This window comes from Breoghania corrubedonensis (genome assembly GCF_003053845.1).
Taxonomy (GTDB): domain Bacteria; phylum Pseudomonadota; class Alphaproteobacteria; order Rhizobiales; family Stappiaceae; genus Breoghania; species Breoghania corrubedonensis.
Window position 1 is genome coordinate 288,005 of sequence record NZ_QAYG01000006.1, and the last position, 12,140, is coordinate 300,144.

General features: G+C 62.4%; 10 protein-coding genes. 8 read left to right on the forward strand and 2 right to left on the reverse strand.

Annotation, left to right across the window (positions count from 1 at the left end):
- Window positions 1-66: 66 nt before the first annotated feature.
- On the reverse strand, window positions 67-897 hold the full coding sequence (locus tag C8N35_RS16515) for a phosphoenolpyruvate hydrolase family protein (protein WP_107990809.1): 831 nt from the start codon (window positions 895-897) through the stop codon (window positions 67-69).
- A gap of 9 nt (window positions 898-906) precedes the next feature.
- Window positions 907-2,103: a Tm-1-like ATP-binding domain-containing protein gene (locus C8N35_RS16520; RefSeq protein WP_107990810.1), complete on the reverse strand. Its 1,197-nt coding sequence runs from the start codon at window positions 2,101-2,103 to the stop codon at window positions 907-909.
- A gap of 818 nt (window positions 2,104-2,921) precedes the next feature.
- On the opposite strand from C8N35_RS16520, the gene C8N35_RS16525 reads away from it, so the two are divergent.
- The 8 genes from C8N35_RS16525 to C8N35_RS16560 all read left to right on the forward strand — a co-directional run bounded on the left by C8N35_RS16525 (window position 2,922) and on the right by C8N35_RS16560 (window position 12,007).
- Window positions 2,922-3,869 carry a LysR substrate-binding domain-containing protein gene (locus tag C8N35_RS16525; protein ID WP_170122132.1) on the forward strand — a complete coding sequence of 316 codons (948 nt, stop codon included), beginning with the start codon at window positions 2,922-2,924 and terminating at the stop codon, window positions 3,867-3,869.
- Window positions 3,870-3,951: 82 nt separating this feature from the next.
- The gene (locus C8N35_RS16530; protein WP_170122133.1) at window positions 3,952-4,950 is read left to right on the forward strand and encodes a TRAP transporter substrate-binding protein DctP; all 999 of its coding nucleotides are present in this window, start codon (window positions 3,952-3,954) and stop codon (window positions 4,948-4,950) included.
- Window positions 4,951-5,000: 50 nt separating this feature from the next.
- Window positions 5,001-5,471 carry a TRAP transporter small permease gene (locus C8N35_RS16535; protein ID WP_170122134.1) on the forward strand — a complete coding sequence of 157 codons (471 nt, stop codon included), beginning with the start codon at window positions 5,001-5,003 and terminating at the stop codon, window positions 5,469-5,471.
- The gene (locus C8N35_RS16540; RefSeq protein ID WP_107990814.1) at window positions 5,468-6,769 is read left to right on the forward strand and encodes a TRAP transporter large permease; all 1,302 of its coding nucleotides are present in this window, start codon (window positions 5,468-5,470) and stop codon (window positions 6,767-6,769) included. Before C8N35_RS16535 ends, C8N35_RS16540 begins: the two co-directional genes overlap by 4 nt.
- A 4-nt stretch (window positions 6,770-6,773) precedes the next feature.
- A complete protein-coding gene (locus C8N35_RS16545; RefSeq protein WP_107990815.1) occupies window positions 6,774-7,712 on the forward strand; it encodes a dihydrodipicolinate synthase family protein in 939 nt (312 codons plus the stop codon).
- A gap of 5 nt (window positions 7,713-7,717) precedes the next feature.
- Entirely contained in the window at window positions 7,718-9,967 is a 2,250-nt protein-coding gene (locus C8N35_RS16550; protein WP_107990816.1) for a molybdopterin-dependent oxidoreductase, read from the forward strand.
- On the forward strand, window positions 9,967-10,746 hold the full coding sequence (locus tag C8N35_RS16555; RefSeq protein ID WP_107990817.1) for an SDR family oxidoreductase: 780 nt from the start codon (window positions 9,967-9,969) through the stop codon (window positions 10,744-10,746). The genes C8N35_RS16550 and C8N35_RS16555 overlap by 1 nt, the downstream gene beginning before the upstream one ends.
- A 25-nt stretch (window positions 10,747-10,771) precedes the next feature.
- Entirely contained in the window at window positions 10,772-12,007 is a 1,236-nt protein-coding gene (locus C8N35_RS16560; protein WP_107990818.1) for a D-amino acid dehydrogenase, read from the forward strand.
- Window positions 12,008-12,140: the final 133 nt, after the last annotated feature.

Genomic DNA, 12,140 nt, shown 5'->3' on the forward strand with positions numbered 1-12,140 from the left:
AACGGCCGCCGGACGGGTTTTCGGGCAATCCGGCTCCGGATCGTGTCATTCCAAGGCTAAAGCGCCTTAGCGGCGGATCTTGCAGAATTTCTCGATCTGCTCGCGGATGGCGACTTCCGTCGGCAGCCGTTCCATGGAACTTGCGCCATAGAAGCCATCAATGCCCGGCACGTTCTTGATGATGTAGGCCGCATCATCAGGCATCGAGATCGGTCCGCCATGGCACAGCACGAGCACGTCCTCGCGCACCGAACGCGCGGCGTCCGCCCACGCGGCGATCTTTTTCACGCAGTCATCAAGGGTGACGGATGTCTCGGCCCCGATCGCGCCGCCGGTCGTCAGGCCCATGTGGCAGACGATGATGTCGGCACCGGCTTGCGTCATCGCCCTGGCATCCTCGGCGGAGAAGACGTAGGGCGTCGTCAGCATGTCCTTTTCGTGGGCGGCGGCGACGATGTCGACTTCCAGCGCGTAGCCCATGCCGGTCTCTTCCAGGTTCGCCCGGAAAGTGCCGTCGATCAGGCCGACAGTCGGGAAATTCTGGATGCCGGTGAAGCCCAGTTCCTTCAGTTCATCGAGGAAATGATCGGTGATCATGAAGGGGTCGGTGCCGTTCACGCCGGCGAGCACCGGGGTGTGCTTGACGACAGGCAGCACCTCGCGCGCCATTTCCTTGACGATGTCGTTGGCGTTGCCGTAGGCGAGCAGACCGGCGAGCGAGCCGCGTCCGGCCATGCGGTAGCGGCCGGAATTGTAGATGACGATCAGATCGATGCCGCCGGCTTCCTCGCATTTCGCGGAAAGCCCCGTGCCGGCGCCGCCGCCGATGATCGGCAAGCCGTCGGCGATCTTCTTGCGCAGCTTGGCGAGAATTGCGGTTCTGGACATTTCTGTCATGGCTTGACCCTATCTGATCAGTTCGAGGAACGTTTCGGCAAGCGCATCCGAGAACGCCTTGTCGTTGATATTGCAGTCGAGTTCGATCAACTCGCGATTGGGCGCAGCTTTCCATTCCGCGCGGATCGTCTCAAAAAGGGCGGCATCGGCTTCGGGGTCGTGGAAGGGCATTCCCGGCGCATCGATAGCCGAGACGCCCTTGAGCGGCAGCAAGAACCGCACCGGTCCTTCCATGCGGTTGATCCGCTCCATGATGAACTTGCCGATCGCCCGGTTTTCCTCCGGCGTCGTTCGCATCAGCGTGACTTGCGCATTGTGGACGTAGAGGTTGCGATCGCGGAATTCCTTCGGCACGGTTTCCATCGCACCGAAATTGACCATGTCGACGGCCCCGACCGAGCCCACATAGGGCAATCTGGTGCGAATGGCGGCGCCAAAGCGGTCGTCTGTGCAGGGGAAGACGCCGCCGATCAGATGATCGGGCACTTCCGTGGTCGTCACGTCGAGCATGCCATGCAGGAAGCCGCTCTCGGCGAGCTTTTCCATCGACTGGCCGCCAATGCCGGTGGCATGGAAGACGGCGACGTCGAAGCGGTCCTCAAGCGTCTTGCGCGCCTGGGTCACGCACTGGGTCGTGACGCCGAACATCGTCATGCCAATGGCCGGCTTGTCGGCATCGTGGCTCGGAATTTCGCCGAGCACCATGCCGGCCGCCGCGTAGGCGGCATTGGCGATGACGCGCCGCGAAATGGCGTTGAGGCCGGCGATGTCGACAACTGAATACATCATCGCGATGTCGTTGGGCCCGACATAAGGCGCGGTGTTGCCCGAGGCGACGGTGGACAGCATCAGCTTGGGGGTGCCGACGGGCAGTGTTCGCATGGCCTGGGTAACCAGCACCGTATTGCCGCTGCCGCCGAGACCGAGGACGCCGCCGACATCATCGCGCGCATTCAACAAGGCGGAAAGCGCATCGGCCATCGCCGAAACGGCAACGCCGCGATCCGTCTGGCCGAGAACGGCGTTGGCGCCTTCGGGATGGAAAGAGGCGACTTCGGCCGGGTCGATATCGGCGCCCCCCGGTGTTTCCTGGGTGCTTACGTCCACAAGAACCACATCAGCTCCGGCGCTTCGTGCGGCTTCGGCCGCGAATAGCAGCTCCGGAGCCTTGGTATCAAAGGTCCCGACGATATAGAGCTTTCCCACGTTTCTACTCCCTAGGTCAGACAGGCGCCGATGGTCGCGACCGTATTGGCGAATGCACACAATGCGTAGAGGGGCATTCGGTCGCATAAGTGGATATTTGAACAGGCGGCTTGAGACAACTTGCCGATTGTCCGCATGGTTTTCGCGGAAGTTGCCGAGAGGGTGCGAGGATTGAAAATGAGAGGACCAGACGAGGTGCGCGACGGGATGGTCAATGTCACGTTCCTTCGGTCCGAACCTTAAGCGAGGCCTTCGTCTGGATGTTCATCTCTCGTCGTTTTCCGTATGATGGCCGTCATGAGAGGCGTGAACGGTTTTCCGACGTTTCGGTGGTCGGGACGATTGGCGGACGCCGTGAAATGAGCCGCGCATCCTGTTTCAGGGCGCGCGCGGAAAGGTCAGGGGGAACGAGCCGTCCTTTCCGCGCGGCAGTTTCTCGAATGAGTACATTTTTGAAAAATTATTTCAATCAGATCGGGGGAGCGCACCGGAAGTGATCTGGAATTTCTCATTGAATTGAACTGATTATGGCATTTCCCGCTGTGGTTGCCGGAAGCCGCTTTCGTCATGGAGGGGCCCGGTTCTTCTGGCGTGTTCCATCTTTCGTGCTTCCTGTCATGGTTTCGCCGGTTGCGGTGGCCCGCTACGCTGGCCATCGTGGGGAAAACGCAGCTGAGAGGCGACACGGAAGCCGGGGATGCGGCGACCGGGGAAATGGACTTCAGGCGCTGTGAGATATGCGTTGTGGTGCGGGCATTGGACACGCGCGGGTGACGAGGTCCTTGCCCGGGATCCGACTTCCAGATTGGTGCGGTGCAGTGCGCGCGCGCATGAAAGAAAAAGACGTGAATCAGAAACAGATCAACGCTTTTCGGATGGTGATGCGGCATGGTTCGATCACAGCTGCCGCCAATGCGCTGAATGTCTCGCAGCCTGCCGTCAGCCGGCTCATAGCCGATCTTGAGAGAGCGGTCGGATTTCCCCTGTTGCTGCGGCTGGGGGGAAAGGCGCAACCGACGCCCGAGGCGCACGAGTTCTTTCAGGAAGTCGAGCGCATGTTCTACGGCTTTGATCGGCTGGCCAAGGTGGCCGGGCAGATCAAGGACATGCGTCGCGCATCGTTCCGGGTGGCCTCGATGCCCATGGTGAGCTTCGAGATCCTGCCGCGTGCGATGAAGCGGCTGGCGGATCTCTCTCCCGGTATCAGCATCACCCACGACGTCCATACATCGCCGCGGATCGTTGATCTTCTGGCCTCCCACCAGATCGATCTCGGCATTGGTCAGTCCTATTCGGCCCCTGCGGCCAATCTGGACGTCCTGGCGGCCTTCCGCACCGATTGCGTTTGCGTCATGCTTCCCGACAATCCGCTTGCATCGCGGGCAGCGCTGAGCCCGCAGGATCTGAAAGACGAGCCGCTGATCGCGCTGACCTATCGAACCGTTACGTGGAGTTTCATGGCGCAGCGTTTTGCGGAGGCCGGCATCGCGCCAAAGGTGGTGGCGGAAACGCAGCCCTCCTATTCCGCTTGCGGCTTGGCTGCTCTCGGTCTCGGGGTGGCCATCGTTGATCCCATTTCGCCCGGGATATTCGGCGATGCCTTACGTGCGGTTCCCTTCGAACCCAAGATTCCCTTCAATTTCCAAGTTCTGAAACCCGCTGATGTCCCGCTCTCACGGGCAGGCACGCGCTTTTTGGAAGAATTCCTGGCAACCATTGAGGAGCGACCTGACTATGGACAGACTATCCATAACATTTCCGCATAAGGCCCTCGGATTTTTATATTTGATTTTATCGGGGCGCCCCGGGACTATCCTTCAAAAAAAAGCACCAGCCAGAGACATCAAAATGAATATCGCTCGTCGCACGTTACTGACCCTGTCGGCCACACTCCTCGGCTTTGCTGCGGCTAACGCTTCGGCATTTGCTGCCGACTACACTTTACGGCTTCACACGCTCGTAAAGTCGCCCCATCCCTATAACGACATGGCTTCGGCCATGAAAAAAGAAATAGAAGACAAGAGCGGCGGAAAAATCGCCGTCAAGATCTTCGATGCCGGCCAGCTTGGCCAGGACCCTGCCGTGATCGGCGAAATGGGTTTCGGCACCATCGACCTGATGATCTCCACGGTGTCGAACGCCGCCCAGCAGATCCCGGAATTCTCCATTTTCACGATGCCTTATCTCTTCAACGGCATGGATGACGCGCTGGCGAAGGTTGGCCCGGGCACGAAGGTTCAGGCTCATTTCGAGAAGGTCTACGAGGAACATGCTGTCGGCATGAAGCTGCTGGCGCTTGGTGCCTCCGGTACGCGCAACATGTCCACCGCCGCCACGGTCGTGAACGGCCCGGACGACCTCAAGGGTCTCAAGATGCGCACGCCGCCCTCGCCGATGGATGCCAAGACGTGGGCCGCCTTCGGCATGCTTCCGGTGACGGTCGCCTGGGGTGAACTCTACGCGGCCATGCAGACCGGCGTCGCGGATGCGATGGAAAGCTCGCTTCCGGGGTATACCGGGTCCAAGCTCTACGAGGTCGCTCCGAACCTCGCCCTGACCGAGCACACCATCCAGATCAATCACATCTCGATCTCGCAGCGCACCTGGGACAAGCTGCCCGCCGACCTGCAGAAGATCGTCCAGCAGGCCGCGATCGACGCGAACGCCTATGGTGTGGAGAAGGCCAAGGAATACGACGCCAAGCTTGTCGAGACGCTGCAGAGCGAACACGGCGTCAAGGTCACGCATCCGGACAAGGCTGCCTTCATCGAAACGGTTGCCCCGCTCCAGATCGAACTGGCCAAGGAACTCGACCTTAGCGACGAGTACGACCTCCTCAAGAACTGATGCCTCCGAGGGCCCGCCCTATACAGGCGGGCCCCCAACGGAAGACGCTCATGTTACACCGTCTTTGTGACCGGGTGGCCGCAATCCTGCGCATCCTGTCCTGGATCGCCTTTGCGGCCCTGATCATTACCGTCGCGCTCCAGGTGCTGGCCCGGGATATCCTCGCAGCGCCGATGATCTGGACCGGCGATGTCGCCCAGCTTCTCTTCACCTGGCTGATCTTTATCGGTGCCGCTGCAGGATTGCGCTTGGGGTCGCACTACACGGTCGACCTGCTGCCCATGCATCGCCGCACGGTCAAGCTTTCCACGGACTGGATCGGTTTCGTCGCTGGGGTGCTGGTTGCGTTGCTGCTGCTGATCTGCGGTTGGGAACTCACGATGATCCGCTCTACTGCCGTCGTCCAGTCATTGGGTATTTCCCGCTTCTGGATGTTCCTCCCGCTGCCCCTTTCGGGAGCGTTCATGATCCTGTTCCTGGCAGAAATGCTGCAGGACCTTCTGACCCGGAGGGTCGCATGAATCCTCTGGTCATCCTGCTTATCGCGTTCTTCGTGCTGATCGCGCTCCGGGTGAATATCGGCTTCTCGCTCATCCTCTCTTCGGCTTTCGTGATCCTCGAGCAGGACCTGCCGCTGATCTCCGTCGTCAACCAGATGTATGCGGGTGTTGACAGTTTCACGCTTCTCGCCGTGCCATTCTTCATGCTGCTTGGCCGCATCCTCAACGCAGGGTCCATCACCACGCGGCTTCTGGAAGTCGCGGATACGACCGTCGGCCATATCCGCGGCGGACTGGGGCACGTGAACGTCTTCGTCTCGATGGTCTTTGCGAGCCTTTCCGGTTCGGCCGCGGCGGATACGGCGAGTGTCGGCTCCATTCTCATCCCGGCCATGAAGGAAGCCGGCTATCCCGCGCCTTTCGCCGTGGCGCTGACGGCGGCCTCCTCGACGCTCGGCGTCATCATCCCGCCGTCGATCATCCTCATCGTCTACGGCGCCTTCGGCAACGTCTCGATCGGAGCGCTCTTCGTCGGTGGCGTGGTGCCCGGCGTGCTCGTCGGCCTGTTCATGATGGCCTATACCTATGTGCTGGCGATCAGATACGGCTTTCCGGCCAATCCGTTTCCCGGCATTCCCGCCGTGGGGCGGGTGCTGGTACGGGGCGCCCCGCCGCTGATGATCCCGGTCATCGTTCTGGGCGGCATCGTCTCTGGCTTCTTCACGCCCACCGAAGGTGCGATCGGGGCGGTGCTCTGGGCGCTGTTCCTGTCGATCGTCGTCTACCGCGACATCAAGCTGCGCGAAGTGCCGAAGCTGCTGTCGGATGCGGTGATCGACTTCTCGATCCCGATGTTCACGGTGGCCGGTGCCGGCATCTTCGGCTGGCTGATCGCCTATCTCGGGGCGTCCGACATCGTCGTGAACTTCATCCTCGGTGTCACCTCGAACGGGTTCCTGATCATCCTGCTGCTGATCGGCTTCCTGCTGCTGGTGGGCATGGTGCTCAATCCGATCTCCGCGACGCTGATCTTCCTGCCGATCATTCAGGCGCTGGGGGACACGGCCGGGATGAACCCCATTCACATGGGCGTCTTGAGCACTATCGTTCTCTCTGTGGGACTGGTGACGCCGCCCTACGGGATCTGTCTTCTTGTCGCCAATCAGATTGGCGGAGCGTCACTGGGAAAATCGATGCTGGCTGCCGCCCCGATCTGCGGCCTGACCATTCTGGTCGCCATCCTGTCGATCTTGTTCCCCGATATCGTTCTGGGCCTGCCAAAGCTCTTGGTGCCCGATCTCATCAAATCCGGAGGCTAACGCAATGGCACATATCAAACCCAAGGGCTCCTTCGTCGCCCTCGTGACGCCGATGAATGCAGACGGAAGCATCGACTTCGAAGGCTTCCGCACCCTGCTCAACTGGCACGCGGAAAACGGCACGGAAGCCGTCCTGATCATGGGCTCGACCGGTGAGGTCTCCATGCTGTCGGCCGACGAGCGCAAGCGGATCATCTCCGAGACCGTGAAGATGAAGCCCGGCAAGATGCTGATGTACTACGGCGTCACCGGCAACAACACGGACACGACGATCGAGTACGCGCGCTATGCCAAGGACGAGGGCGCGGATGGCGCGATCATCGCGGCGCCGGCCTATATCTGCGCCGACAACGACGCGATCACCGACTACGCGAAGGAAGTGCTCGACAGCACCGACCTCGCGATGGGCTTCTACAACAATCCGCCGCGGGTGAAGACCGATCTGCACTGGACCAACCTGCTGGAACTGGCCAGGCACCCGAACATGGTTGTGCTGAAGGAATCCACCACACGCGTCGGTCAGGTGGCGCAGGTCTGTGCGGCGAAGCCCGACATGTCGATCATGTGCTGCTGCTCGCCCAATCTCGGCCTCGTCATTCCAACCATGGCGCTTGGCGGCCACGGCACGGCGAACATGACCGGCAACATCATTCCGCGTGAGATGGCGGTCATCTCCAAGCCCTGGGAGACGGGCGAGGATGCCTTCAGCTGCCGCGAGGCGTGGCTCACCAACCTGCCGATGCTCCACTACGCCTATTCCACGATCAACCCGGTCTCGATGAAGACCCTGATGCAGGCAGTGGGCCTTCCCTCCGGTCCGCTGCGCAAGCCGCTGCAGCCGGCGGCGCCCGCGATCCTCGAAGCCGGGCTCAAGGCCTTCGCCGCCCTGGGACTCGCCGAAAAGTACGGCCTCAAGGTGCGGCCGGAAGCCGTCGCGGCCTGATCGTCATGGGCACAACGGCCCGTACCAGTCTCACCCATTGGGGCGCCTTCTCGGCGACGGTCGTCAACGGCCGTCTCGAGAAGGCCGAACCGCTTGCCGGCAGCGGCGCCGATCCCGACATGATCGGCGCTCTGCCGGCGCTTGTTCATTCCGATCAGCGTATCGATCGTCCTCATGTTCGCCGGAGCTTTCTGGAGCACGGACACCATACGGGAGGCGCCGGGCGGGGCGACGAGGAGATGGTGCCGGTCGACTGGGATAAGGCGCTCGATATTGTTGCCGCGGAATTGATCCGCGTTCATGTCGACCACGGACCGAAGTCCGTGTTCGGCGGTTCCTACGGCTGGTCGAGCGCCGGCCGTTTCCACCATGCGCGCACTCAGGTGCGCCGGTTTCTGGCGGCCGCTGGCGGCTTCACCGACCAGGTGAGCAACTACAGTTGGGGGGCCGCCCATGCGATCCTGCCGCATGTGCTGGGCTCTGCCGACAGCGTTTCGCGCGCGGCAACCGCCTGGGAGACGATAGCCTCCGATGGTGACGTTGTGGTCGCTTTCGGTGGCCTCAATGCCAAGAACTGGCGGGTAACGTCGGGTGGGGCTGGGCACCATCACATTCCCGAGGCGATTGCGAAGGCCGCTGCGAAGGGCGTGAAATTCGTCATCGTCTCCCCGCTTGCCGACGACATTCCGCTGGGGCTGGATGCAACGCTGATCCGTCCGCGTCCCAATTCCGATACCGCGATCATGCTGGCGCTGGCGCACGAGGCCATTGTCACAGGCCGGGCGGATCGCGCATTTCTGGACCGTTACACGAGCGGGTTCGAGATCCTAGCGGACTATCTGACGGGCAAGACGGACGGCACGCCCAAGACGCTCGACTGGGCGTCGGCGATCTCCGGCGTCGAAGTCACGGAGCTGCGCACGCTTTGGGAAACTATCCGCCAGGGGCGGGTGATGCTTTCGGCAGCCTGGGCGCTTCAGCGTGCCGATCACGGCGAACAGCCGTTCTGGGCGCTCGTCGCGCTTGCCTCGGTGCTTGGACAGATCGGTCTGCCGGGCGGGGGCTTCTGTTTCGGCTATGGCTCGATGAATGCGGTCGGTGCTTCCGCGCGCGGCGGTTACGTCCCGGCCATGAAGGGGATCGCCAATTCCCGCGGCATGGGCATTCCGGTCGCTTCCTTTGCCGACGCCTTCCTCAATCCGGGCAAGGAAATTTTCTTCAACGGCAGACGGGTGCGCTATCCCGATGTGCGACTGGTCTACTGGGCCGGCGGCAATCCGTTCCACCATGCGCAGGATCTGCGAAAGGTGGAGGCGGCGTGGCGTCGTCCGGAAACGATCATCGTGCACGAACCCTGGTGGACGCCGACTGCGAAACGCGCTGATATCGTGCTGCCCGCGACGACCACGCTGGAGCGCAACGATATCGGCGGCACCTCGCGTGATCCGCACGTCTTCGCCATGCCGCGGCTGATTGATCCGGTTGGCGAGGCACGTGACGACTTCGCCATCTTCCGCGCCCTCGCCGAACGGCTCGGATGCCGGCAGACCTTCGACGAGGGGCTCGACGAGCAAAAGTGGCTTCGCAGGCTCTGGAAGCAGACGGAGGCACGGGGGGCGGAAGAAGGGATCAACGTTCCCGATTTTGAAACCTTCTGGCAGGAGGGCTTCTGGAACGTGCCCTTGCCCGAAATGCCTGAGGTGCTTCTTTCCGACTTTCGTGCGGATCCGGAAGGGGCTGCTTTGGCAACCCCGTCCGGTCGTATCGAGCTCCATTCCGATACGATCGCCGGCTTCGGCTATGACGATTGCCCGGCCCATCCCAGCTGGATCGCGCCGAACGAATGGCTCGGCAATGCGGAATCTGACGAACTTCACCTCGTGACCAACCAGCCGGCCAAGCAGCTCCACAGCCAGTTGTATCAGGCGCACGAGCATAACGGCCCGGTGGCTGTGCGGATCGCGCCGGTGGACGCGGATGCGCGCGGGGTTCGCGATGGCGACCGCGTGCGGCTGTGGAACGCGCGTGGGGCATGTCTGGCGACCGCGAAGATTGATGAAAGCCTGCGCGCAGGCGTCCTCGTCATGCCGACGGGGGCATGGTTCGAACCGGGCCGTGACGGGACCGAACGAAACGGCAATCCCAATGTACTGACGTCCGACCGGCGCACGTCGCAACTCGCCCAGGGCTGCGCGGCACTCAGCGCGCTGGTGCGGATCGAACGCGCAGGGCGATCGGGCGAAGAGGAACGCTGATGGATCTTGGAATTCGAGGCCGCAAGGCGCTGCTGACCGGCTCCAGCAAGGGAATGGGCCTTGCCTGTGCCTTCGCAGTCGCCCGCGAAGGGGTCGACGTGACACTGGTCGCGCGCACCGAGACGACGCTTGCGGACGCCGCGGAGGCGATCCGGGCGGAGACTGGAGTTGCGGTCACCACCGTTGTCGCGGATATCACGACGGATGCCGGCCGGCAAGCGGCGCTTGATGCGTGTCCCGAGCCGGACATCGTGCTCAACAATGCGGGCGGCAAGCTTCCCGGCGACTTTCGCGACTGGGGCCGCGAGGAATGGATCTCGGCCATCGACCTGATGATGCTGCCGCCGATCATGATCATGCGCGATGTGGTCGACGGCATGATGGCGCGCGGCTTCGGCCGGATCGTCAACATCGTTTCGCGCTCGGTGAAGATCCCGCAGATCGAGCTTGGTCTTTCGAACGGCGCACGGTCCGGGCTCGTCGGTTTCACCGCGGGGCTCGCGCGACAAACGGTCCGCCACAACGTCACCATCAACAACCTGCTTCCCGGTATTGTCGACAGCGATGCCCAACGCGAGCATATCGAGGGGATGCTCAAGGAGGGTGGCCCGTCGTTCGAGGAAATCTGGGCCGCACGAGCTGCTGGAAATCCAGCGGGACGCTACGGAAAGCCAGAGGAAATCGGCGCCTATTTCGCCTTTCTGTGCGGCGCGCAGGCGGGTTTCGTTACAGGGCAGAGCCTGTTGATCGACGGCGGGAGCTATCCCGGGACCTTCTGAGCCAACAAAGCCTTCGAGGAAAGTCATGCGTATCGTCGTCATCGGTGCCGGCGTCATTGGTGTCGCCAGCGCCTGGTATCTGACTGCGGACGGTCATGAGGTGACCGTTGTGGAAGCACGCGAAGGTGCGGGGCTGGAGACGAGCTTCGGCAATGCGGGCGGGGTCTGCCCGGGCTTCGCCGGGCCGTGGGCTGCCCCGGGCATGCCGTTCAAGGGTTTGAAGTGGATGTTCCAGCCGAGTGCGCCGCTGAAGATCCGGCCGCGCTTCGATGCGGCGCAATGGGCATGGCTTCTTCGGTTTGTCGCGAATTGCACAGCCGGGCGCTTTGCCGCCAACAAGACGTCGATGCAGCGTATCGCGCATTTCTCCAAGGCGAGCCTCGTGCAGCTTCGCGAAGAAACCGGCATCGAATACGACCATGGCACGGGCGGCGTGCTGCAGGTGTTTGCGACGGATGAGGAAGCGGAAGGCGGCCGCCGAGCCGCCAGGGTTCTCGACGGTCTCGGCGTTGAGCATCGCCTGCTGTCGCCTGAGGAAGTCCGCAAGATCGAGCCGGCACTGGTTCGTTCATCCGCGCCGCTTTCCGGCGGATTGCAGCTTCCCACCGACGAGGTCGGCGATTGTCATCTCTTCACGCAGGCGCTGGCGCGGCTTGCCGCAGAGCGCGGTTGCCGGTTCGTGTTCAATGCGCCGGTTACGGCCGTTCGCGCCGAATCGCAGCGGGTGGAGGCGGTTGAAACAGCGCAGGAGAGCTTCAAGGCCGACGCGGTGGTGGTGGCCGCCGGACCATGGGCTGGGAAGCTTCTGAAGCCGCTCGGTATCAATCTGCCGATCTATCCGGTGAAGGGGTATTCGCTCACCTGCGATATCGAGGATTTCGATGCGGCTCCGCGCTCTTCCGTGATGGACGAGCATTCCAAGGTGATGATCTGCCGGCTGGGATCGAGGTTGCGCGCGGCCGGCGTCGCCGAGCTTGCGGGCTTTGATCCTGCCATGCCGGACGCGGCTCTCAACGGGCTTCGCGACAGGGTCGCGGAGCTCTTCCCCGGTGCTGCAAACTACGCCAAGGCAAGCTATTGGCATGGTTTTCGGCCGATGACTCCGGGCGGTCCGGCGCATATCGGGCGCTCGCGCTATGCAAATCTCTTCCTGAATGTCGGGCACGGCTCCAATGGCTGGACCCAGGCGTGCGGGGCAGCCCGCATCCTGACCGAGAAGATCGCCGGTCGGCCGGACCCGCTCGGGCGGCGGTCGGCCTGATGCGTGATCGGCCGGCATGCGAATGCATGCCGGCTTCATTACATCCTAGATAAACCTCCACCTACGGTGGAGGACTGGACGAGTTCTACAATATAGGTGAGAGACCTCCATGCTTGAACCATTGGCGTGGTCA